Annotated in this window: 19 protein-coding genes; 7 read left to right on the top strand and 12 right to left on the bottom strand. The window is 41.4% G+C overall.

Annotated elements, in window-relative coordinates; all coding sequences use genetic code 11:
* Nucleotides 1–35: 35 nt before the first annotated feature.
* Complete coding sequence (locus tag HBH39_RS15035) at nt 36–488, bottom strand: hypothetical protein (protein ID WP_167679493.1); 453 nt, start codon at nt 486–488, stop codon at nt 36–38.
* A 1,579-nt stretch (nt 489–2,067) separates the two neighbouring features.
* On the opposite strand from HBH39_RS15035, the gene HBH39_RS15030 reads away from it, so the two are divergent.
* Nucleotides 2,068–4,212 (top strand): bifunctional 2',3'-cyclic-nucleotide 2'-phosphodiesterase/3'-nucleotidase, encoded by a 2,145-nt coding sequence (locus HBH39_RS15030; protein ID WP_167679492.1) that lies wholly within the window; start codon nt 2,068–2,070, stop codon nt 4,210–4,212.
* 112 nt (nt 4,213–4,324) lie between these two features.
* Here HBH39_RS15030 and HBH39_RS15025 read toward each other — a convergent pair whose 3' ends face one another.
* Complete coding sequence (locus tag HBH39_RS15025) at nt 4,325–5,425, bottom strand: GGDEF domain-containing protein (protein WP_167679491.1); 1,101 nt, start codon at nt 5,423–5,425, stop codon at nt 4,325–4,327.
* Nucleotides 5,426–5,786: 361 nt separating this feature from the next.
* On the opposite strand from HBH39_RS15025, the gene HBH39_RS15020 reads away from it, so the two are divergent.
* On the top strand, nt 5,787–6,239 hold the full coding sequence (locus tag HBH39_RS15020; protein ID WP_167679490.1) for a CBS domain-containing protein: 453 nt from the start codon (nt 5,787–5,789) through the stop codon (nt 6,237–6,239).
* 118 nt (nt 6,240–6,357) lie between these two features.
* The gene (locus HBH39_RS15015; protein ID WP_167679489.1) at nt 6,358–7,026 is read left to right on the top strand and encodes a tellurite resistance TerB family protein; all 669 of its coding nucleotides are present in this window, start codon (nt 6,358–6,360) and stop codon (nt 7,024–7,026) included.
* A gap of 179 nt (nt 7,027–7,205) precedes the next feature.
* Here HBH39_RS15015 and HBH39_RS15010 read toward each other — a convergent pair whose 3' ends face one another.
* The gene (locus tag HBH39_RS15010; RefSeq protein WP_167679488.1) at nt 7,206–7,892 is read right to left on the bottom strand and encodes a flagellar brake domain-containing protein; all 687 of its coding nucleotides are present in this window, start codon (nt 7,890–7,892) and stop codon (nt 7,206–7,208) included.
* A gap of 344 nt (nt 7,893–8,236) precedes the next feature.
* Here HBH39_RS15010 and adhE point away from each other — a divergent pair, with 344 nt between their 5' ends.
* Complete coding sequence (gene adhE / locus HBH39_RS15005) at nt 8,237–10,849, top strand: bifunctional acetaldehyde-CoA/alcohol dehydrogenase (protein ID WP_167679487.1); 2,613 nt, start codon at nt 8,237–8,239, stop codon at nt 10,847–10,849.
* Nucleotides 10,850–11,050: 201 nt separating this feature from the next.
* Here the strand turns inward: adhE and HBH39_RS15000 are convergent, their stop codons facing one another.
* From HBH39_RS15000 to HBH39_RS14990, 3 genes are all read right to left on the bottom strand, one after another.
* Nucleotides 11,051–12,301, bottom strand: coding sequence for an OprD family outer membrane porin (locus HBH39_RS15000; protein WP_167679486.1), 1,251 nt, complete (start codon nt 12,299–12,301; stop codon nt 11,051–11,053).
* Between the two features lie 60 nt (nt 12,302–12,361).
* On the bottom strand, nt 12,362–12,718 hold the full coding sequence (locus HBH39_RS14995) for a cytochrome c3 family protein (protein WP_167679485.1): 357 nt from the start codon (nt 12,716–12,718) through the stop codon (nt 12,362–12,364).
* 67 nt (nt 12,719–12,785) lie between these two features.
* Nucleotides 12,786–14,450 (bottom strand): FAD-binding protein, encoded by a 1,665-nt coding sequence (locus tag HBH39_RS14990; protein WP_167679484.1) that lies wholly within the window; start codon nt 14,448–14,450, stop codon nt 12,786–12,788.
* 779 nt (nt 14,451–15,229) lie between these two features.
* On the opposite strand from HBH39_RS14990, the gene HBH39_RS14985 reads away from it, so the two are divergent.
* On the top strand, nt 15,230–15,478 hold the full coding sequence (locus tag HBH39_RS14985) for a DUF3297 family protein (protein WP_167680109.1): 249 nt from the start codon (nt 15,230–15,232) through the stop codon (nt 15,476–15,478).
* Nucleotides 15,479–15,573: 95 nt separating this feature from the next.
* Here the strand turns inward: HBH39_RS14985 and HBH39_RS14980 are convergent, their stop codons facing one another.
* The gene (locus HBH39_RS14980; protein ID WP_167679483.1) at nt 15,574–17,754 is read right to left on the bottom strand and encodes a M3 family metallopeptidase; all 2,181 of its coding nucleotides are present in this window, start codon (nt 17,752–17,754) and stop codon (nt 15,574–15,576) included.
* A gap of 316 nt (nt 17,755–18,070) precedes the next feature.
* Here HBH39_RS14980 and HBH39_RS14975 point away from each other — a divergent pair, with 316 nt between their 5' ends.
* Nucleotides 18,071–18,331 carry a DUF5062 family protein gene (locus tag HBH39_RS14975; RefSeq protein ID WP_167679482.1) on the top strand — a complete coding sequence of 87 codons (261 nt, stop codon included), beginning with the start codon at nt 18,071–18,073 and terminating at the stop codon, nt 18,329–18,331.
* A gap of 41 nt (nt 18,332–18,372) precedes the next feature.
* On the opposite strand, the gene HBH39_RS14970 is transcribed toward HBH39_RS14975, so the two are convergent.
* Nucleotides 18,373–19,263 carry a LysR family transcriptional regulator gene (locus tag HBH39_RS14970; RefSeq protein WP_167679481.1) on the bottom strand — a complete coding sequence of 297 codons (891 nt, stop codon included), beginning with the start codon at nt 19,261–19,263 and terminating at the stop codon, nt 18,373–18,375.
* A gap of 136 nt (nt 19,264–19,399) precedes the next feature.
* On the opposite strand from HBH39_RS14970, the gene HBH39_RS14965 reads away from it, so the two are divergent.
* Entirely contained in the window at nt 19,400–20,071 is a 672-nt protein-coding gene (locus HBH39_RS14965) for a type 1 glutamine amidotransferase domain-containing protein (RefSeq protein WP_167679480.1), read from the top strand.
* A gap of 143 nt (nt 20,072–20,214) precedes the next feature.
* Here the strand turns inward: HBH39_RS14965 and HBH39_RS14960 are convergent, their stop codons facing one another.
* The 4 genes from HBH39_RS14960 to HBH39_RS20145 form a co-directional block, all read right to left on the bottom strand.
* A complete protein-coding gene (locus HBH39_RS14960) occupies nt 20,215–20,496 on the bottom strand; it encodes a hypothetical protein (RefSeq protein ID WP_167679479.1) in 282 nt (93 codons plus the stop codon).
* A gap of 33 nt (nt 20,497–20,529) precedes the next feature.
* Nucleotides 20,530–21,234: a tRNA (guanosine(18)-2'-O)-methyltransferase TrmH gene (trmH, locus tag HBH39_RS14955; RefSeq protein WP_167679478.1), complete on the bottom strand. Its 705-nt coding sequence runs from the start codon at nt 21,232–21,234 to the stop codon at nt 20,530–20,532.
* Between the two features lie 248 nt (nt 21,235–21,482).
* On the bottom strand, nt 21,483–22,478 hold the full coding sequence (locus HBH39_RS14950) for a calcium/sodium antiporter (protein WP_167679477.1): 996 nt from the start codon (nt 22,476–22,478) through the stop codon (nt 21,483–21,485).
* A gap of 372 nt (nt 22,479–22,850) precedes the next feature.
* The gene (locus HBH39_RS20145) at nt 22,851–23,084 is read right to left on the bottom strand and encodes a GGDEF domain-containing protein (protein WP_432280161.1); all 234 of its coding nucleotides are present in this window, start codon (nt 23,082–23,084) and stop codon (nt 22,851–22,853) included.
* Nucleotides 23,085–23,113: the final 29 nt, after the last annotated feature.

Here is a 23,113-nt window from a genome sequence, read left to right as displayed (position 1 = left end):
TGTCATTGGTTGTTACTTTTAGGGGGATTAACCCGTTAGTTATTTGGTTCGCATGACGACTCTTTAGTTAATGCTTCATAAATTTGGCTGTGTAGCCCTTGCAAAGAATCAGTCGAGGGTGACAGTTCGTTAATCGTTCTATCTACAATTTTTTTTAGCAGCTGATCACGGGTAACATTTGCTGGTATACATAATTCAGTCTGTACTATTTTTGATGTCAGAGTACCTACTCGAGTGCGGTAAGCTCGGTCGGCAAACCCTTCTGAACCTTTTCTCAGCTCAAACTGTTGAGTGTTGTTGAATGTGCCTGCAAGAAAACCATGAATATAGAAAGCGCAGAGTTTAGTTGAAGTGGCTGGTGAATCTTTGTTTAGCGACATGCAAGATGATAGAACCTGTTGGTCTTCATTTTTAGAGATATCAGACAATGCAGATGGCGAAAAAATAAGAGTGAATGTTAGTAGTGTTAAGAGTTGGATGAGCCTCATATAAACTTCCTTATTTTTATTATTCTGTTTATTGCAAATTCATCTATTGAGATGTATCTGCGCAGTTTTCATTTGATACCTTATTAAGCCTGTAAAGTTAATATCTGCAAGTTGTTAGGTATCAATATACCTAACCGTTCAAACCAATAAAGTGACCGCAGAATCATAAATAGAGCGCTAGGTGAATCATTGATCAACATTTTATTGTCTGTTGAGTAACAGCTTTCTATCTTTTATAGCACAAATGGTTTTAATTTAAACACTAAGTAAGTGAAAACTTAATATTTTTAGTTATGTTGAGAATATTTAAGTTGTGTCGCCAAGCGCTAATTCGGGTGAGCTAATAGTATTATGTCTTGAATCGATGTGAGGCGTTATTGAGTTTTGAATGGAATAAAATCGGGCCACTTAGTGCTACAGGTCATGTAAAATCAGGGCGTGAAGATACTTTGCTTGTTCAGTATTAAAAAGCCTGCGAAATGCAGGCTTTTTAATTTAACTGACAATGAACCGATTAATGAATCACGTACATTGCTCGACTGGTCGCTAACATCATTTGGGTTTGTCCCTCAGAAGTTAAGCGCACTTTTAAGCTGTGTTTACTTGGTTCGCCAATCAAACGTGGGCTACGCCAAATGGTATGTCCAGCGGCATTATGTTTTTCTAATAAGTAGCGGTTATTGTCATTCCAAAAGCTGTCATTACCCTGTTGTGTTGTGAGATAAAATGCTTGCTCATTTTGGGTTGATGGGTCAACGGCAACATCAATAATTTTATTTTGAGTAATAAGTGTCGATATTTAGCGCTGGCTCATTGTATTTGGCCGTCAATGACTAAGCAATCTGAATTCAACAAACTTGCAACAAATATTCAGTGTCGTTATCGGCTTGCCAGAATGACGACTGAGTTTATTTGAAGATTAGCCTTCAGTATCAGCCGCTTGGTTTTTAGGCGAAGAGTGAGCATAGCTAGCTTGTTGTCAAATTGTGGTGTGAATGGCTTACTTGCTAATACCTATTGTTGCGAGATGGTTTGGATGTTTTGGCGAGTTTGTGTTTTTGCTAAAAGAGTGCATGTATTTATTTTTATTTTAGTTTTTAAAGTAAATGAGCAGAAATTAAGCGTGCTTTGATCAAAATAAATCACTTTCAATACGACAGAAAATAAAGTGTATCAACCAAGGTGTTCTTTAGAGTAATAACTTAAATTAGAGAGTGCGATTATAGCTTGGGTTGTACTTGGCTAAGGTTATTATTTTTAATGCAATTTTTTAAGTTTTGTTGTCACTGTTTTGGTAGTGAATCATCCCATTTTGAAACAGTTGTAAATGACGTTGTTGTTTACAATTTATTGCCATTTAATTTTATTACATAACGCACTTATTATCCCAGGATAAAAGCTTTAAATTATTGTTAAATAAGGATTGTTTGTCTTTTTGTTAACCTTTACTTGCTTTGAGGTTTTATTTATTTTGCACGGCGATTAGTGAGTGAACTTACTCATAAACACTATTTCTAGTTATTGAGTACCTGGTTTAAATACTTAATAGCACAAAGTAAATGATCTCTTTGGAGTAAATATGAAGTTAACTGCGACAAAGCTACTATTGGCAAGCAGTATTGCCATGATTTTGACTGGTTGTAACAACTCATCTGATGATAAATCTGATAACAAAACTATCAGCATGAAGTTACGTTTAATGGAAACCACTGACATTCACACCAATGTGATGCCATATAACTACTTTGTCAGCCAAGAGCAAAATGAAACTAACCTGCCAGAGTGGGGGTTAGCGCGTACTTCTTTAGTCATTCAAAATACGCGTGACGAATTAACCAATAGCATGTTGTTTGATAACGGTGACTTAATTCAAGGTAGTCCGATGGGCGACTACATGGCAGCACTTGGTGTTGATCACCTAAAAGATGAAAAACACCCTGTTTATAAAGCCATGAACCACCTTCAGTATGATGCAGCTAACCTAGGTAATCATGAGTTTAACTATGGCCTTGATTACTTAGATGAAGCGCTTAAAGGTTCAAATTTTCCTTACGTGAGTGCCAACGTATGGAAGAACGATACTGAATTAGAAAAAGTCAGCGCCAACGCCGAAGAGTGTGAAGTGCGCATTACCGAAGACTTTTACGATAAAGCTGAGCACATGTATGACCCATACGTGATTCTAGATCGCGAGTTTGTTGCTGAAAATGGCAAATCTTACACAGTAAAAGTGGGTGTTATTGGTTTTACACCGCCACAAATTATGGGGTGGGATGCGTCGCATTTAGTGTGTAATGTGCTGGTTTCTGATATTAAGAAAACCGCTGAACATTATGTGCCGCTAATGAAAGAAGCCGGAGCAGATGTGATTGTGGCTATTCCACACACGGGCTTAAATGATAACAATGATGAATTTGCTGAAAATGCAGCACTGCATTTAGGTTATGTCGCGGGTGTTGACGCCATTATGTTTGGACATGATCATCGCGAATTCCCAAATAGCACCGGTGAGTATGGCCATATTGCCAATGTTGACCCAGCATTAGGCTTAATTAATGGGGTTCCTGCGGTTATGCCTGGTTTTTGGGGCGCTAAGCTTGGGGTGATTGACTTACAGCTAGAATCAAAAGATGGTGGTGAGTCTTGGCAGGCTGCACATCAGTATTCAACCACTGAGTTACGTAGCTTAGTTCCTAATTCATCCGATGAAATCATTGAAGATTTAGTGGCTGATGAACATCAAGGTACTGTTGAGTATATGGCTGAAACCATTGCTGAAATTGATGTGAACATGAACAGTTTCTTCCCGCAAGTCGTACCAGATTTATCCATTCAGGTGGTTAACCAGGCGCAATTGCATCAGTTATTAAAGTGGAAACAAAGTGGTGAGTTTGCCAATGCCGCTGATGATGCCTTGTTCTTATCTGTGTCTGCGCCATTTAAATCTGGTCGTAATGGCCCTGCGGATTACACAAACATCCAAGAAGGTGAGTTAACCAACGCATCGATTGCTGATATTTATGTGTTTGACAATAATACCCCTGCGGTATTGAAAATGACCGGTGCAGATATGAAGCGCTGGATCGAGTGGGTTAATTCAAATGCGTATAACAGTTTACCATTAGCAGAGGGTGAAACTTTCTTGGTTGAAACCTTCCCAGGTTATAACTTTGATGCATTCTTTGGTGGCTTTAATGCGCAAGGTGAAGGTCGCTTACGCTATGTTATCAACCTTGAGAATGAGTCAAAATTCACCGACATTAATGGTAAGGACTTTGTTGAAACGGACAACCAGCAATTAGTTGAGCTAACCTTTGATGGTGAAGCCATTGCCGATGATGCTGAAATTTACGTTATTACTAATAACTACCGTGCCTCAAACAAAGATATGCCAGGCGTGGATAAAGCTGAAATAGTTAAAGAAGAAGGTGCGTTTACTAACCGTAACTTAGTGCAATATTACTTAGCGGATCGTTTAGCTGAGCAAGATGGCGATACTAAACTTGCCTTCCCGAATGCTAAAGTATTTGAGCTGATTGCACCTAACACCAATAGCGTGTCTTTTGCTTCTGCAAAACTTGAAGAAGCTTCACGTTGTGCCTCAAATCAAATTACTGGGCTTTCAACAGTTAATGAGGAAGGTGATAAAAATAACACACCAGGTTTTACCATTTATCATTTTGACTTTGATTACAGTGGTGAGTTTAACTGTTTAGTTAAGTAATAGTGTAATGAGTTATCCGTTTCATTTGGGATAACATTGAGACAAAACGGCTTTCAGATTGAAAGCCGTTTTTATTGCGCGTGGGTTTAACCTGGAGTAGCAAAACCGCTATTTATATTGAAGGGTAACACTGATTTCTGCCATTTTGTTTAGCGAGGTACAAGTGCTTGTCTGCCCGCATATACAGTTTTTCCATGGTTGGGTTGTCATCATTTAATTCTGCCACGCCAATACTCAGTTGCATATCAATGCGAATGTCATCCATTACTATAGGCTGATTTGCGATATTTAAGCGTATTTTTTCTGCTATTAATTTTGCGCCATCAAGTGATGTATTGGGGAGCAAGATGGCAAACTCCTCACCGCCCACTCGGGCCAAAATGTCACTTTTACGCATTAATGCCTGTATGTTTTGCGAGACACTGATTAAAGCTTGATCGCCAGCTTGATGACCGTAGGTGTCATTAATTTTTTTAAAATGGTCTATATCAAGCATGAGTAACGCAACCGGCTGGTTTTCTCTATTCGCCATCAACAGAATGTTTACGGCATTTTCGAAAAAATAGCGTCTGTTATATAAATTGGTCAAATTATCAGTGAAGGATTGTTTTCTGAATGCTTGCGCTGTGCGCTCGAGCTCTTCATGGGCTTTAATGTTGGATAGTTGGCTATTAAGAATCGACTTTGACAATAAAAGAGTCGCCGGGATGTAAATAACAGAAAATATAACCATGGCAATATGTTGATGTTCACCATAATAAAACATGATGGCAATTTGCGGGATCATCATGCCCAAAATGAACACTAAGTACACTCGAAAAAGCGATGACATGGTGAGTGTTGCTGCGGTGATAATACCAATTGTGACAACAAAACTGACTAACTCGAAAGGTTGGGGGGCGTAAATGATGAGTAAAATTGATGAGGCTGTCCATGTAGCGGCTTGATAGACATTTAGTAAGATAAAAAACCATTCATTGCTGACTAATCCTTTTTCATCTTCAGCGGTTAAACATTTTTTGAACAATAAAGCATTTGAAATTCGCAGGGCTGCTAACAGTAATTGGCAGCCAAACCAAATCGCTAATACGGTTAATGGGATATATCGGCTAAAAATAACAATAAACGCAATAGAAACAACCAGCATACCAAGCATTGCCATCGGGGTTTGATTAATTGCGCTTTTAATTAATTTAGGGTGGACCGCGGTCATGTATATCCCCAATGGTGACGCTTTTAGGTCTAATAGCTTTGTACTTACTTTACAAAGTTTAGCAATGAATGACACTCTGTTTTTATGGGTATGCTATTGCATGCTTAGGCACAAAATATGGTTGCACTTTAATCGTGCCACTTAAATTTAATTTGTGGATGGAGTTTAATTATACGATTTATAGCGTTTTTTTGTTGGGTTAAATTATTAGCCCTTAGCTATTCAGATAAGGATTTATTGACTAATATTTAACTATAATTTTGTTGCTCTTTTGCGGTTAAATTTCTCGAAAAAGCGTTTTAATTGCTAAAAAGCCAGTAAAAAATCCACATGGGCTACCAATCAGCAAAGGATTAATGCGATGAACGTATGCGATATCATGACCCCAAACCCCGTCTGTATTAGTGATGAAGCCAGTCTTAAAGATGCACATCAGTTAATGCAAAGCCGAAATGTGCGCCATTTGCCCGTTATATCTGAAGTGACAGGTCAACTTGTCGGATTACTGACCCATAAAAAGATGATTGCCAGCGTGATGAGTATATTGAATAAATACGGCCAAGGGGCATTAGATAGAAAAGAGCGCCATACCCCTATTGCGGGTATCATGGAAACTCATGTGGATAAATTAACCCTAGATGAGCCGTTAACCATTGTGGTGCAATACTTTATCGACAATAAACTGGGGTGTTTACCGGTAGTGGATGACCAAAACAAGGTGCTAGGTATTGTGACATCGTCAGATTTTGTCAAACTTTGTCAGCGTTTATTGCGCGATTCAACCTTATTGACTAACCAAAATGAAGCTTATTAAAAATACTCATCATAGTGCAATTAACTGTTATTCATGTTTGAACCTATTTGGTTACTTTTTCATATAGTATTTTTGATGCTGTGTAAGTTAATTTGTAATCTTATTGGAGCTCAAAATTATGGTTAATGTGAATAAACTGTTAGGCTCAATTTTAAGTAGTGGTGCTGCAACGGGGTTTATCGGTGGTCTTGCTGGCGGTATGGCCAGCAACATGGTTAAAGGTAAAACGGTAAAAAAAATAGGAGCTAATGCATTAAAAGTCGGGGGTGTTGCCGCAGTTGGTGCGCTTGCTTATACCGCATATAAACGCTATAGCGACAATCAAACTTCAGCCACACCTCAACATCAGGACGTTAACCCTAACGAGCTATCCTTACCACCTGAAGGCTCTGCCTTTTTACCCAGTAAAAACGACACTGTAGCAACTGATGAACTAGGATTAGTATTGGTGCGTGCAATGATCGCAGCAGCAAGATCCGATGGGCGATTAGATGCACAGGAGAGCCAAGCGATTTTTCAAAGGATTGAAACATTGGGACTCGATAGTGAAAGCCAAAACCTACTCGTGCAAGAGATGGGGCATCCAGTAGATATGGACAGCATAGTAAATAGTGCTAGCAGTCCAGAAGTGGCTGCCGAGATATATATTGCTTCGCTACTTGCTATCGATATTGATACCACAGCAGAAAAGGCTTATTTAGCGATGCTTGCCGCGCGCTTACAATTGCCGCCACCTTTGGTTTTAGAGCTTGAACAACAAGTTAGTGCACACAAGCAGGTTGCTTAATCGATGCGGTTTTGCGCTAAAATTTTCATGGGAAAAACTAAGAAATCATATCTCTGTATATAAAGGTGGTAAGAGGTTAACCAAGCAAAGCTGAAGGTTTGTTTTGGCGGTGTTTGAAAGATGTTTATTTGAGAGGGCTTATTATGTGGCCCATATGGATTAGAACAGCACTTATCAGATTACCTTTCTGACAATAAAGCCATATGAATAATGGACTCTATGGTTGAGGTTTGATTTGAGTCAAACTCACCACCAAATTCTACTCCTCTAAAATAGGGTTTTAGATTACAGATTTTACAGGTCACGCTTAATAAAGTGTTTTTATTATTCTCGTCGGCATTCATGGTGATCGTCACTATTGATGATGTTTCTAACAAGCCTATCCCACCATCAATAATGTTGATATGACAACCTGACAAAGACACATCTGTCATAGTGGCAGCCAGTTCTTGGTCTTCAAATTTTATAGTGCAGGGTAGTTCGGTTAATACTCTTTTGGCTGAACGGAGTTTATGGATAACCATGGTTTGAGGAAAGTCCAGCACTAACATTTTTACCGGGATACTTAGGGTATGTTTTATCGTGGTTTGAAAAGCAATCACTGAGGCTTCATGGCCTTCAATTAAACCACGCACAGTAACAGCCGTTCCTTTAACAAAAAATTGGCCAAACTTACCAATTTTATCTGAGTTGGGATATTGAATGAACAGATATTGCTGAGGCAAATAACCAATAAAAGTGGTTTTGAATCTACCCAACTCGCCTGCAGGAGTGGTGATATCGATATTAACTGAGGTGCCAGCGAGTAAAAAAGTAAACTGACTAGATAAGCTATTCTGTTTGGTAGTAATCTTTTTTGTTGTCATATCAATGTCATCTATTATCTCGATATTTAATAGACTAATCCTAACAGAACATGCAAAAAGAGGTTAACAACCACGACAAAAACAACGCAAGAATATTTGTTTTTCCTACCTGTTGAATAACCGCTGCTGTGCATTAATTCCTCAATGGTGGCAACATTTATAACGATCTTAATCTAACATTAGTGTAATTAAATTACGCTTAATGGTGTTTTGCGCTATTGATCACGACATGTTCATTATTAAAATAGTAGTTTTATAACATAAAGTGAAATTTAAAGTTATGGGAATGCTGCTGAGAGTTGTTAATTAAAATATTTTAGTTAACAATTTTTGAGGAACTTACTATGACAGTCACCAATACCGAACAACTCGATTTACTGGTTGAACGCGTTGCCAAAGCGCAAAAAGAATTTGCGACCTTTGATCAACAACAAGTCGATAAAATTTTTCGCGCCGCAGCACTTGCAGCAACCGATGCAAGGATTTCGTTAGCCAAAATGGCGGCTGCGGAAACCAATATGGGTTTGTTGGAAGATAAAGTGATTAAAAACCACTTTGCCTCTGAATATATTTATAACAAATATAAAGATGACAAAACCTGCGGCATTATTGACGAAGATATCACCTTTGGCACCATCACTATCGCCGAACCTGTTGGGATTATTTGCGGCATTGTGCCTACCACCAACCCTACCTCAACCGCAATTTTTAAAGCGCTGATTAGCCTTAAAACCCGTAACGGCATTATTTTTTCGCCGCATCCAAGAGCAAAACAATCAACCACTACCGCTGCGCGTATTGTGTTAGAAGCCGCTATTGCTGCTGGTGCGCCAAAAGATATTATTGGTTGGATTGATGAGCCAAGCGTGGCGCTTTCAAACCAGTTAATGACCCATAAGAAAATTAACCTTATTTTGGCCACTGGTGGCCCAGGTATGGTGAAAGCTGCTTACTCTTCTGGTAAACCCGCAATTGGTGTTGGGGCAGGTAATACGCCGATTGTGATAGATGAAACGGCAGATATAAAACGCGCTGTAAGCTCAATTTTAATGTCAAAAACATTTGATTACGGTGTGGTCTGTGCTTCAGAGCAAGCGGTGATTGTGGTTGAAAGTATTTACGAGCAAGTTAAACAACGCTTTGCAAGTCATGGTGGCTATATATTGTCGGTTGCCGAAACCGCTGCCATGCAAGATGTCATTCTTAAAAATGGCGGGTTAAATGCGGATATTGTTGGTCAAAGCGCGGCAACCATTGCCCAAATGGCGGGTATTGAGGTACCTAGCTGGACCAAGGTGTTAATTGGTGAAGTGACTGATATCAGCGATGCTGAAGCCTTTGCCCATGAAAAGCTGTCACCCCTTTTAGGTATGTATCGCGCCACTGACTTTAATGATGCCATGGACAAAGCTGAAGCCTTAGTTACCTTAGGCGGTATAGGCCACACCTCAGGTTTATATACTGATCAAGACGGTCAGGCGCAGCGCATTAAAGAATTCGGTTTTAGAATGAAAACCGCACGTATTTTGATCAATACGCCCGCATCACAAGGTGGGATTGGTGATCTATATAACTTCAAGTTAGCGCCATCACTAACCTTAGGTTGTGGCTCATGGGGCGGCAACTCAATTTCAGAAAACGTTGGACCAAGCCATTTAATCAATAAGAAAACTGTCGCGAAAAGGGCTGAAAATATGTTGTGGCATAAACTTCCATCTTCAATTTATTTCCGCCGTGGCAGCTTACCTATTGCGTTGGAAGAGCTTTCAGGTAAAAAGCGTGCACTTATCGTTACCGATAAGTTTTTATTTAATAATGGCTACTGCGACGAAACCATTAAAATATTAAAAGCACAGGGTCTTGAAACTGAAGTGTTTTATGAGGTGGAAGCCGATCCTACATTAGCGATTGTTAAGCAAGGCGCTAAAGTGGCGCAAAGCTTTCAACCGGATGTGATTATTGCATTAGGTGGTGGCTCACCAATGGATGCCGCTAAAATTATTTGGGTATTATACGAGCATCCCGATGTTGATTTTGCCGACTTAGCCTTACGCTTTATGGATATCCGTAAACGTATTTATAAATTCCCTAAATTAGGTGTTAAGGCACAAATGGTCGCGATTCCAACGACCTCGGGTACGGGTTCGGAAGTGACGCCATTTGCGGTAGTTACCGATGAAGTGAGCGGTATGAAATACCCGATTGCCGATTATCAACTAACCCCGAATATGGCCATTGTTGACCCTAACTTAGTGATGGACATGCCAAAATCACTCACTGCATTTGGTGGCATTGATGCAGTCACCCATGCTTTAGAAGCGTATGTAAGCGTGATGGCCAATGAGTTTAGTGATGGCCAAGCCTTACAGGCATTGGAATTATTGTGTGAACATTTACCTGCGGCTTATGAATTAGGTGCGAAGGCGCCTATTGCCAGAGAAAAAGTACATAACGGTGCCACCATTGCGGGTATTGCATTTGCCAACGCCTTTTTAGGTATTTGTCACTCAATGGCCCATAAGCTTGGGGCTGAGTTTCATTTAGCTCATGGTTTAGCCAACGCCCTGTTAATCAGTAATGTTATTCGGTTTAACGCGACCGATATGCCAACTAAGCAAGCTTCGTTTAGTCAGTACGATAGACCAAAAGCCTTGTGTCGTTATGCCAACATCGCTCAAACCCTTAAGCTTGAAGGGATTGAAAATGCGACTAGCGACCTTGATAAAGTTGAGTTACTGATTGCTAAAATTGATAAGTTAAAAGCGGTTGTTGGTATACCTGCATCCATTCAAGAAGCGGGCGTTAATGAAGCAGACTTTTTGGCAAAATTAGATGAACTGGCTGAGCATGCTTTTGACGACCAATGTACAGGCGCAAACCCACGTTTCCCATTGATTAGCGAGTTAAAGCAAATATTACTTGATAGCTTCTATGGTAAAGCTTATCAAGACCAATAACCGCTAACTTAACAGACAATGTGAAGCATTTTTTGATGTTATCTTGCAAATAAGGGTAATAAAAAGCACTGAAAGTTAATACTTTCAGTGCTTTGGTTGCCAGAACACTTCCCCCAAATACCACAACAGCATTTGATTATGACTGGCTATTTTGATGATGAAACTGTTTAAGCTTTGTCGCCTATATCAATTTAGGCGTGTTTATTTGATCGCAAACTTGTAATAAAAGTAGAAGCGCGTGTCGGTTAAATCATCACCGCTTTCATAGTTTACAATTGCGTGACGCGCTCTCACGCTGAGGCCGTCAACAAACTTGGCTAAGTCATAAATCACTGAAAAGTCTGTTTCATCAATATCTTTGCTTGAGTCACCGTCAATCTGATAACTGGCGTAATTCACATAAGCACTGACGCCACTTAATGCTGAGTCAGGAGCAAAGTTATAAGCTAACTGAGCGGCATAGCCATCTTCATTAGCACGAGATGATTGCACCACTTGCTGAATGATGACCTTGTCATCACCAAATGGCGCCACAATATCACCATCGCCGGTTTTTACGTACTTCACCGTTGCATCAAATCCATTCCACTGCATACCAAGGTGGAAACCGGCTTGATAGGTGTCGAACTGAGCGATAGATTGATCTAATAAGCCAGTAGAATCTTGCTTCAAGTAAGAAGGTTTGAAGTACCAGTTCGTCGCGCCCAAGTTACCGCTGATGTCAAACTTAATATGGAATTGGTTATAAACGTCTTCCATGCTGTAATACCAAAAGCTGGATTTGGTTTTGACTGACTCGAATGGCAGCGTGTAGTCCACCCCTATGGCTAGCATTGGGTTATCTTCTACATCTACCATCATACCTTTACGGGCAAACTCGCCTTTTACCCCTTGAGCAACGCTTTTAAAGCCTTCTTCTGTCCAGCCCATGTAATCAGTGATATACAGCGCTTGAATAGATAGGTTTTCTATTGAAGTGTTTTTAATACTTGCACCGCGATAGGTAAACGGAATTGCGCGTAATGGGAATGGATTCATCATTGGCGTGCGCAGTTCTTGAGCGCCAACAGTGATTTTAGTGTCATACCAATTACCGCTGATAAAATATTCTTGCAGGCGGTTAACTGATTGACGTTCAGCCATTGAGCCCGGTGCTCCACCACCCACTAGGCCATAAATACCATCGCTATTTGAATCCCAAATAGGGTTGGCTGAGGCAAAAGACGTTCCGAAGCTAATACCATTGGCTTCTCCTGATTTTAGGTAAAATAGACCACCGAAAGAGGTATCATGTCTGTCTGTGGTTTCACCATCAAAGTCGCGTTGAAAATCAAATAGTTGAAGTTGGCCTGTTAAACTTCCTTCATTGAACAGATTACCGATAGGATCCGCTGCGAAAGCGGGACTGGCAACTAAACATGCAGCTACCAATGGCAGTAATTTTGTTTTCATCTTTCTCATCCTTAAATGTAAATTTGTTTTACTTGATATATTCAGGCGTAACAGAATCGGCTAAGGGACAACAAAGTCGAAACGTACATGGCAACCACTACAGTAATTTTCTGACTTTTCATGCACTTTATGGCAGTTAGCACAGTCTGTTTCGGTACCGAAGTGACGGTTGTCATGTGGGTTAGTTGGTTTAAAATCTTTGGTTTGTTTAGCCAGTTTTTCAGTGTTGTGACATTTGACACATTTCATCATTGTCACTGGCTCACGGGTTTCAGCTTTACCATGACAGCTTGCACATTTAACGCCTTTAGCGGCATGGGTTTGATCAAGTAAGCTTGTGCTGTCAGCCGTTGCAGTATTAGCGAAAAAGCCCAATGCAAGAGTCAGCATGATGTGGCGTAGTGTTAATTTCTTCATTGTTTTATTCCATTATTTCATTTGCAAAGGTGCCCAAACTGCGGGCATCCATCGTTAATTTTTTGGCCTATAGCTTGGCAACGTATTTTCCGGCTAAGTAACCAAAGGTGTAACAACGACCAAGGGATAGCCCGAATACTGTTAATGGATAATCAACACCGCCATAGAAACCACCACCTAAGTTACCGATAACAAACAGACCACCAATCTTGTTGCCGTCAGCATCCAATGCTTGATGGTTTTTATCGACTAACATGCCTGAGCATAAGGTTGAGATACGCATGCGACGGTGAATGCCGTAGAAAGGCGGTTTAATGACAGGTACCATTCTTGATGATGGCTTACCAAAGTCGTCATCTTTACCGGTTTTGCAAAGCTCGTTGTAGCGCTTAACACTGGCCACAAATGTTTTTGGATCACATTCCAGTTTTACTGCTAGCTCTTCGAGTGTGTTAGCCGAGTAAGTGTTGGTTTGTGAAGGGTAAACGCCTTTTTTAGGGGTAGGATCTTCAGGCATATAAACTTTCAACTCTTCAGGAGAATAAAGTTTGCCTGGCCAGTCTTTAGCTTGAGTCATATAGTCTGAATCGAACACTTGTGAGTAATGACCCGCATTTTGCTCATCACGCAAGTAGTTGTTCATTAGCGACATGGCAACGGTTTCGTTGACAAAGCGTTCACCTTTACGGTTTACCGCTAAAAATGGCATGTCACACATTGATGCCGGACCTGCGTCAAAATCGTGAAGCATTTTAGTGTGACCAACAGGTTCAATAACCCCCCCAGCCCAGTAAGCCATTGAGAAACCGTCGCCAGTACGATCCATTTGCTTACGTTCAAAGTTTTTCAAATCAGGGATGAAGAAGTTACACATAGCTTCGTTATTTTGATAATCACCCGCAGATAAGATCACGCCTTTGTTAGCCATGTATTTGTGGTATTTGCCATCACGGTCTTTAGCAATAACCCCAATAACCTTACCTGTAGCATCTTGAACCAATTGCTCAGCAGGCATATTAAAGAAGAACTTAACTCCCGCTTTTTCAGCTGTTTTAGCTAAAGCGCGCATACCGTCACCCGAGGTATATGGCTTTGGACCAAAATAAGAGGTAACAAAGTTAAGTTTGTGCTCTGTCACTCCACGAATACCGTGTTGTGGTTTAGTGCCTTGGTCGACAACTTGTGCGCCGCCTTTTTTAGCGCGATCAATGACCCAGCTTACGGCTTCGCCAGAGTTATAAGCCCATTCTCTTAATAATTCAGGGTGACAACGATGAGCGCTGTCTGACATCAAGCGAGCAACCATTGCCTCAACCCCTGCTTTGTCGCAGTTGGGTAAATCAAGCCCTGAGCCGGTGTTACCTTGAGATACCACAATTGATTGCTTTTGCAGTACGGCAACTTTAGCGCCGTTTTCTGCCGCAGAAAGCGCCGCAGGAACACCTGAAGCACCAGCACCCACAACCACCACATCAAAAGTTTGTGTGGAGACAATATCTCTATCTGCAACGGGTTTGGGTTTTGGCATAAATTCTAAGCTGGCACCACCATCAGAACTTTTAGCATATGCTTGGCTTTTTTCTGATGTTGCTGCGCTAGCAAGACCACCAGTCAAACCTGTTAGTGCTACTGCTCCAGTCCCCATTGCCGCTCGTGTCATAAAGCTACGACGAGAGATACCATTTCGAAGGACCCCGGCAGTGTATTCGTTGATTTCTTTATCTTTACTCATTTTTATACTCCATTTGCCCTTGGGGTTTATGGTCGATGCCCCATCGTTAACGCCGACATTGGCACCGTGCAAAATCCCATTAGGCTACTAGCTTCAGAAAGAATGGTTCGCAGTAGCGAGATAGTTTAAGAAGGGGAAGAGTGATTACGTTTTGGCGCTCGACTCTATACGTCCTACCTCTTTATGTTTAATGTATGACATATAACCTTTAACAAAAAGAATTTGATGTTACATATTTGAGTTCGCTCTCAAAAAAAAGTTATTTTGTGACGGGATGAGTAAATGGATTGTGAATAGCTAATATTTTGAACGTTAATTAAGCCATGCGTCTTACAATGACTGCTGAATGCAATTTGCTGAAGTTGTGTTTAATTATGTAATTAATAACAATCACTTATAATTTCTAGTTGCGCTTTAAGATAAACTTGGAACCACTCGGTGCTAATCGGTTTGTGATTAATTTGTTGTTTTGCTGTTGGTTTTATGGTGCCAGCGCAGTTGGCTTGGCAGTATTTTTATTGGATGAAATTAACTTCTTCCAGCGAGGCGATGGTGTATTTCAACGGTCTTGTTGCGGGGCAATTAACAGTAAGGCTACTACTTTAGGTGTATATGCTGTTGTTGTCTCTTGAAGATTAGCAAAGCAGCCAAGGGTGTTTGCCTGCTCAGAAGATGCATCCTGCGGGGAGCAATAGCAGACATTTGTGATTGTCCCTATTGAGCAAAGCGCTGCTATTGCCTACAATGGCGCACGCTTTTTTTTACTCAAGATAAAGACCATGACTGATACAAAATCACTGCCTGCTTTACCCGATCGTTTATCTGTAAATCCTCGTAGCCCACATCATGTGGCTGAATTTTTTGAAAACGAGATTGGTATTAAACTGAATGATAAAGAACGTTTTGACGTTGAAGAATATTGTATCAGTGAAGGGTGGGTTAAAGTCCCTTCTCACAAAGCGTTAGATCGTCGCGGTCAACCTTTGCTGATGACGATGAAAGGTAAAGTGGAAGTATTCTATAAGTAACCTAGAAATCGATTAAAAAAGGCTAAATACGGTAATTGCCGTATTTAGCCTTTTTATTAGCCGGTGCATTAATACACACTTATGCTCAGCTGTGATTAATGTACCAAACCACGACGTTTCAACAGCGCATCAGTTGATGGTTTTCTTCCGGTAAAGTCGATGTAGCTTTGCATTAAGTCTTGGCTATTACCTTTTGACAAAATTCCATCGCGATACTTTTGGCCATTCTCTATGGTTAAGCCACCGTTTTCCATTTGATACGCAAAGGTATCTGCAGCAAACACTTCAGTCCATAAGTAGGCGTAGTAACCCGCAGCGTAACCACCACCAAAGCTGTGGCTAAAGTAAGTGGTTTTGTAACGTGGCGGAACTGGGTTGTAATCTAAGCCATGTTTAGCGAGTGCTTGTTTTTCAAATGTCGCAACATCAGTGATGTCAGTATCTGCGCTGATTGAGTGCCATTCCATATCCAGTAATGCTGCCGCTAAGTACTCAACTGTGCCAAAACCTTGGTTGAAGGTGTGCGACTTTAATACTTTTGCTAACAATTCCGCTGGAATTGGCTCGCCAGTTTGATAGTGCTTAGCGTAATTGGCTAACACTTGTGGGTCGATACTCCAGTCTTCGTTAGCTTGTGATGGAAACTCAACAAAGTCGCGCGCAGTTGACGTCCCCGCAAGGCTAGGATAGTTAACTTGTGAGTAAAGTCCGTGAATGGCATGGCCAAACTCATGGAAAAGGGTGCTGACTTCATCAAAGGTCATCAGTGTTGGTTGGCCTTCAGCTGGCTTAGGAATATTAAGTGCGTTGTAAACCACGGGCTTTGTTTGTTGTAAGAATGATTGGCTGACTAGCTCACTCATCCATGCGCCGCCACGTTTGCCTTGGCGTGCATATAAGTCTAGGTAGAACAATCCAACAGAGCTGCCATCTTGATTAAAGATTTCGTAAGCCGTCACATCCGGATGCCATACGGGTAAGTCATTGCGCGGTTTTACCGTAATGCCGTATAGCTTGTTCATGGCGAAAAACATGCCGTCATTTAACACGCTGTTTAGCTCAAAATAGGGCTTTACTTGGTTGTCGTCTAAATCGTATTTATCTTTACGCACTTTTTCGGCGTAGTAAGCCCAATCCCATGGCTGTAGTTCAAAGTCTTGGCCATCTTTTTTAATTTCGGCTTGAATATCAGCCGCTTCAACTTTGGCCTTAACTAATGCTTGAGGTGCTAAATCGTCAAGAATGCCATAAACCGCTTCAGGGGTTTTAGCCATTTGATCACCAAGGCTATAAGCTGCCCATGTTGGGTAACCCAATAGTTTTGCTTTTTGGGCACGCAGTTTAGCAATTTGAATATTAATTGGCGCGTTACTGTCCATGGCACGATAGGCCGAGGTTTCCCAAAGCTGTTTACGAAGCTCACGGTTTTCAAGGCTAGACAGCAGTGGCTGGGTTGTCGTGTTAACTAAGGTGATCATGTAACCGGTTTTGCCAGCATCTTTTGCTGCCGCAGCGAGTGAGGCAATGGTGCTGTCTGATAAACCTGCTAGTTGGGCTTTATCTTCCACCACAATGACATCATCTTTGTAAGACTTTAATAAGTTTTGCGAAAAGCTGGTTTGTAGTTTGGCTAACTCGCCGTTTAGCTCGCGCATTTTGGCTTTATCGTCAGCAGATAACTGAGCGCCTGCACGAACAAAACGCTCGTAATAGACTTCAAGTAAGCGTAAATCTTCGCCTGTTAATGCGGCTTTGTTTTGGTAAATAGTTTGGATGCGGGCAAATAGTTTGTCATCAAGGTAAATGTTGTCTTGATGGGCAGTGAGCTGCGGCACAATTTGTTCTTCAACGCTAATAAAGTTGTCGTCTGAAATTAGCCCTGACAGGTTAAAGAATACCCGAGAGGTGCGATCAAGAATCTCACCTGTGTTCTCTAATGCCACTATGGTGTTTTCAAAGGTCGCTGGTTCACTATTGTTAGTAATTGCAGCTAGTTGCGTTTTGTGTTGCTGCATGCCTTGTTCAAATGCTGGCAAGTAGTCGCTTGGTTTTACTTTGTCGAACTGCGGTGCCATGTATTGTAAAGGGCTTGGGCTGAGCAGTACGTTATCGACAGTCGCGGCAACAGGGCTAACATCGATTTGTGCATCGCCAGTTTGTTTCATAGCAACAGTATCAGCAGTGGCTTTGGTCATGTCAGTGTTGCTGGATTGATCTTGGCAGCCGCTAAGCATAAGTGCTGTGCTAACTGCAATTGTGGTAAGGGTTTTTCGCATTGTTGTTTCCTTAAAAGGGGGGGGGCACTTTTAGCTATTTTTATGCTATCTGTTATCTCAAGCTGACTCAGATTAAGATGAAATAGTTTGTGGTGCTAAATAGTGGTAACAAAAAAGTAAATTTTTAGCCTCGATACCATAACAAGCTATGGCTTTTTCGTATAGCGAATCATGTTAACAAGTGTTTCATTTTGTAAGTGTTAGGGGTGAAAAAAGATCCAAAATAAGGTTTGATGCTAAATTGACATAAATGTCGTGTCTATTTGTGCTTATTCACGTAGTTTGTGTTGCATATAAACCCGATTAAGGATGACAAATGAAAGCCGGTAAACATGATACAAAATTGCTTAAATTGGCGATGGAAATTGGTGTGGGTTATGCCCAAAAACGCGGCTTTAGTGACTTTGGTAAAGGGATTTCGCCAAAAGACAAAGTGGAATGTATTTATCGGTTATTGGTGCAAGACAAATTAATTCAACCTTTAGCTGAAGACAAAGATGATGGCCCGAACCGTAAACATAAATTGATTTTGTGGATCAGTAAACAACTGCCCAAAGACCATGAACTGTTAAATTAGGTCGCGTTAGATTGATTGAGGTTAACTCTGAGAAATCAGCCTTATTCTTGCCAATCTTTAAAGTGTGTCAGTAAATAATCTATCGCCAAACGCGCTCGCATAGGTAAAAATCGGCGGTTTTGATACACAATCCAACTGGTCAAGCCGCTGCTCCAGAAGGGGTGCAATATCGGCACTAAAGTGCCTTTTTCTAGTGAATGAATAAAGCTGCTTTTGGGCAAATAGGCAACGCCTAAATGTTGTTCGCAGGCTGCGATAACCGCCGGTACGTTATTGCTGCGCCAGCGGCCTTGTACCTTGACGCTGATTTCTTGCTCCTTGGCGTCAGTGCCATGAAATAGCCAATGATCATTATTGGAGATAATACAGCTGTGGTGTTTTAGATCTCGCGGATGATTGGGCGTGCCATGCTGGGCTAAATACGCAGGGCTGGCGACCGCCATCATATTACGATTAGCCAGTTTGCGGGCCACCAAGCCAGAGTCTTGCAGGGCACCAAAACGGATTGAGAAGTCGATGCCGTCTTCAACAAAATTGACCATACGGCTATTGAAATCCATATCGATGGTTAACTTTGGGTGGGCGCAGGCAAATTTGATCAAGGCTGGTGCTATATATTGCTCAGCAAACGCGCCGGCTGCGCTGACCCTTAATGTGCCGCTTAATTCCAGTTGTTGATGGCTAACTTGCTCGTTAGCTTGCTTTAAGCCCACCAGTAAATTTTTACATTGTTGATAATAGCGCTGACCCGCTTGAGTTAAGTTAACACTGCGAGTGGTGCGGGCAAATAAGGCGCAGCCTAGACGGTTTTCAAGTCGAGCAATTTGGCGACTAACATGGCTGGTGGAACTGCCGAGTTGGCGTGCTGCGGCAGAAAATCCATGAGTTTCTGCAACGCTGATAAACTCAATAATGCCATCAAAGCTGTCCATTTTCTTATCCAATTAATTGATGTTCTGTTTGTTTATTGTTGCTGCATAGCAATAGTTATTTGTCACTTTAGTGGATTATCATGCTATACAGCAACAATTACAATGGCTTTACTTTCAACAAACAAGCAGATTAAAAATGAAAAAAGTACTTATTCTATTAACTAACCACGCAACACTTGGCACAACAGATGAAGCGAATGGTACATTTGCTCCTGAATTAACTCATGCATTACACCCAATGTTAGCTGCGGGTTTAGATTATGATTTAGTGTCAATTCAAGGCGGTAAAGCACCACTTTATGGCACAGATATGGAAGGTGATGAGGTTAACAGCGAAATGTTAGCCAATGAAGTATTCCAAACCCGTGTGAACAACACCATTCCGGCATCACAAATTAATATTGAAGATTACGCCGCTATCTACTATCCAGGCGGATTCGGCTTGTTGTCTGACTTAGCCACGAACGAATTTGTGGCACAGCTTAGTGCTACTCATTATGAAGCGGGTGGGGTGATTGGTGCGGTATGTCATGGTCCAGCGGGTTTGTTACCAATTACTTTAAGCAATGGTCAAAAGCTGATTGCAGATAAATCGGTTACTGGTTTTACTCGTGAAGAAGAAGTGGATTACGGCACCATTGATAAGATTCCATTTTTACTGGAAGAAGCCTTAACTCGCACCGCTGCACGTTATAACAAGGTGCAACCTTGGCATGAATTGGTGATTGAAGATAATCGAGTGATCACAGGGCAAAACTCAGCGAGTGCCGGTGCTGTCGGTAAAGCAATTGTTGCACATATAGTGTAAAGCTATGTACCTCTTGAGGTATTAAGGCTTTGGGTTAATTGAGATAAATAACTTAATCAACCAAGTCTTAAAGTGCGGTGTTATTCATCTGAAGCAACTGTTTTGTTGGCTTCAGATGAATGAGCCTTTTATATCAATGTTCATTAATAACCATGTCGATTAGCAATATTGGTGAGTTGTTCAATAAGCTGGCTTTCTGCTTCAATCATGGTAATGCTTTGCTGTGCATCTTGCGCTTGCATGATATCTTTCTTGGCATCTAAGGCGGCACTTTGTGAGTTGCTTGATAGGGTGGTTAGCTCGTTGCTAAATACTTTAGTCCTTGTTTCAATATCGCCTAGTAAAGTGTCAATGTTGTCTATTCCTTGGGTGATATTATTGATCGACTCGGCTACCTTAATGATGGTGTCTCCGGTTTCTTCCACACTTGGCCTAGCTCATTCAAAGGCAATAAAAAACTAGTCGTCCATTAACGCTTGTGGATCCGGAGCACGCATACGTTGCCACCATTGCTCATCGGCCACTATTTGTCCTTGGTCATCAATCGCAGGATATGGGATTTGTTTTCTTCGACATGCTTTCGCATAAACAGGATGACCTTGTTCAAACAACATGGTTTGGCAGTAGGCGTGATCAAGTTGGCGGGTGCCATACATGTTGGCGGCTTGGCGTTGTCGCTGTGCTTCATACATGATTAGCGCCGCTGCAACAGATACATTCAGTGACTGGACCATGCCAATCATCGGAATAATAATATGTTGATCAGCGGCTTCAATGGCTTCTTTGCTGACACCATCACGTTCGTTGCCCATAATGATAGCGGTAGGGCGAGTGTAGTCTACGGCACGAAAATCAACGGCTGTGTCAGAAAAGGTTGTGGCTAGCACTTGCATGTTCTTCGCTTTAAATGCTTGATTTGCCTGCTCAAAATTTTGGTGTCGAATGGTTTTCACCCATTGCTGACTCCCTGATGCTGTATTTCCCGACACCCACATCGCATTGTCTGGCCACACGGCATGAATTTGGTGGATGCCTACGCTGTCTGCTGTGCGAAGCACTGCTGCAATATTTTGGGTTTTATGTACCACATCAAGACACACGGTTAAGTCAACTTGGCGATGATCAAGCATATGGTTTATGCGGGCAAAACGTTCTGGGCTCATGCTGTTTTCTACTATTTTTAATTTATACCAATTAAATAAAAAAGGCGCTGATGCGCCTTAAGGTCTTTAATGAAGTGAGTCGAATTATAGCGTTAAAACAGCTTAGATAAAATACCAGCTACTTCATGCTAAGGATGAAGTTATGCTCATCTTTTTTAGCTGATTTATAGCGGTTTGTAGGCCTGTTACATCAGGTTAGGCCTTGAAATTGATAGGCCATTAACACAGTTAACATAACCCACAAAGGTTTAGGCCGATATGGTGGCTGCTGCGAGGTAAAGCATATAACCCGTGAAGCTCACTAAACACAGTGCGCCAGCCGTGCGGCCAAAGGTATAGCTTTTATCCGCCGCGGCGACTTTTCTTTGCTTGTAATATGTAAACATAAATGCGACAACCACAATAGCTGTGAGTAATAGCATCATTGGATAGTCGCGTTCTAATAACAATGACGGTAATGGTTTATTGTCTCCCAACAAGGCTGGAAAGGCGATGACGCCAAGAATATTAAAAATATTCGAGCCAATAACCGTTGCAAATACCATGTCATGCATACCACGACGCACTCCAGCGACTGCCGCAGCTAACTCAGGTAAACTTGTGCCAAAGGCAATCACGGTTAAGCCAATGACTAACTCGCTAACCCCGGCGGCTTTGGCTAATTCTACAGCGCCCCAAACCATCAATTGAGAAGCGCCAAGCAGAACAGCTAGCATTAAGACGGTTTCTACTGCTGAGCGGATTTTAGAGATGTCTAAAAACTCAACTTCTTCAGCGTCTGCTTCTCCTTTCGTCACTAGAAAGGCGAGGTAACCGCAATAGGCTGCTAATCCCAGAAGCAGTAATAAACCGTCTTTAAAGTCTAAATGACCATCGGCCATCAATAGACCGCAAAATAAGATGGATATGACCAAGATGGGTAAATCGCGACGAATAAAATGCGCTTTAACGGTTAATGGAACCAAAAAAGCACAAATCCCCAATACTAAACCAACATTGACGATATTTGAGCCAATACCATTACCAATTGCCAGTTCGCCTGCGCCGTTAATTGCTGCGATGGACGAGACCAGTAATTCTGGAGCCGAGGTACCAAAGGCGACAACCGTCATGCCAATAAAAGACATAGATACGTTGCAATGTTTAGCTAAGGTGGCAGAACTGGCAATGAGGCGATCTGCGCTGATAGATAAAGCGATAAGACCGACAGCAAGTGCAAGAATAGGACAAACGATTGAAAGCATATAACAACTCAAAGTAAGGGCTGGTTATGTAAAAGACACGAAAAACCCACGCCCAGCCCTAGCTTATTGCGTGTGGTTATTCGAGTCTCGTCAGGCGCTTAATCTTAAGCGTTGATTGCACCATGGTCTTCGACCAATTATGTTGACACAACCTTCTACCAAAAATGGTAGAACGACTACTCCCTCAAATTTAGGGGGCAAGTTTAATCAGTTGAGCCTTTCGCTTCAAGTCTGTTTTTCTAAAAATAGAAGAATTTGTGATGAATAAATGACAGTTGCTGGTGATAGTTGCTGTGGTTGACTGGTGGCAGCAGTGTTTTAGCTGATAATCATACCTTTGAGGCGATTGTTTAATACTGTGCTATAAGGTTGTTAACCACAAAGTATTTTATTTCGACCATCTGATTTTGCTTGGTTCAAGTATTTATCGGCTATTTGCATCATTTGTTCGAACGAGCTAATTTGCGTCGTGCTTTCTAATAAGCCTATTGAGGTGGTGAAGGTTAAGGTTTGATCTTCAAATTTTATTTGTAGGGAATGTATTGCTTGCCTAATACGTTCAGCAATTTTTGTCGCAAGGGTTATGTCTGTTGCAGGGAGTAAAATGGCAAATTCTTCACCGCCTATCCGGGCAA

Origin of the sequence: Shewanella aestuarii, from assembly GCF_011765625.1 — a bacterium.
GTDB lineage: Bacteria > Pseudomonadota > Gammaproteobacteria > Enterobacterales > Shewanellaceae > Shewanella > Shewanella aestuarii_A.
Note: the sequence above shows the minus strand (reverse complement) of the source record. Positions and strands in the feature narration are given on the sequence as shown.

Bases quoted from the DNA above. Each gene is read 5' to 3' on its own strand.
- HBH39_RS14950 (WP_167679477.1), bottom strand. From the start codon at position 22,478: ATGCTTTCAATCGTTTGTCCTATTCTTGCACTTGCTGTCGGTCTTATC.
- HBH39_RS15020 (WP_167679490.1), top strand. From the start codon at position 5,787: ATGAACGTATGCGATATCATGACCCCAAACCCCGTCTGTATTAGTGAT.
- HBH39_RS14975 (WP_167679482.1), top strand. From the start codon at position 18,071: ATGAAAGCCGGTAAACATGATACAAAATTGCTTAAATTGGCGATGGAA.
- HBH39_RS15025 (WP_167679491.1), bottom strand. From the start codon at position 5,425: ATGACCGCGGTCCACCCTAAATTAATTAAAAGCGCAATTAATCAAACC.
- HBH39_RS14990 (WP_167679484.1), bottom strand. From the start codon at position 14,450: ATGAGTAAAGATAAAGAAATCAACGAATACACTGCCGGGGTCCTTCGA.
- HBH39_RS15015 (WP_167679489.1), top strand. From the start codon at position 6,358: ATGGTTAATGTGAATAAACTGTTAGGCTCAATTTTAAGTAGTGGTGCT.
- HBH39_RS15010 (WP_167679488.1), bottom strand. From the start codon at position 7,892: ATGACAACAAAAAAGATTACTACCAAACAGAATAGCTTATCTAGTCAG.
- HBH39_RS15035 (WP_167679493.1), bottom strand. From the start codon at position 488: ATGAGGCTCATCCAACTCTTAACACTACTAACATTCACTCTTATTTTT.
- HBH39_RS14995 (WP_167679485.1), bottom strand. From the start codon at position 12,718: ATGAAGAAATTAACACTACGCCACATCATGCTGACTCTTGCATTGGGC.
- HBH39_RS15030 (WP_167679492.1), top strand. From the start codon at position 2,068: ATGAAGTTAACTGCGACAAAGCTACTATTGGCAAGCAGTATTGCCATG.
- HBH39_RS14985 (WP_167680109.1), top strand. From the start codon at position 15,230: ATGACTGATACAAAATCACTGCCTGCTTTACCCGATCGTTTATCTGTA.
- HBH39_RS14970 (WP_167679481.1), bottom strand. From the start codon at position 19,263: ATGGACAGCTTTGATGGCATTATTGAGTTTATCAGCGTTGCAGAAACT.
- trmH (WP_167679478.1), bottom strand. From the start codon at position 21,234: ATGAGCCCAGAACGTTTTGCCCGCATAAACCATATGCTTGATCATCGC.
- HBH39_RS14980 (WP_167679483.1), bottom strand. From the start codon at position 17,754: ATGCGAAAAACCCTTACCACAATTGCAGTTAGCACAGCACTTATGCTT.
- HBH39_RS15000 (WP_167679486.1), bottom strand. From the start codon at position 12,301: ATGAAAACAAAATTACTGCCATTGGTAGCTGCATGTTTAGTTGCCAGT.
- HBH39_RS14965 (WP_167679480.1), top strand. From the start codon at position 19,400: ATGAAAAAAGTACTTATTCTATTAACTAACCACGCAACACTTGGCACA.
- adhE (WP_167679487.1), top strand. From the start codon at position 8,237: ATGACAGTCACCAATACCGAACAACTCGATTTACTGGTTGAACGCGTT.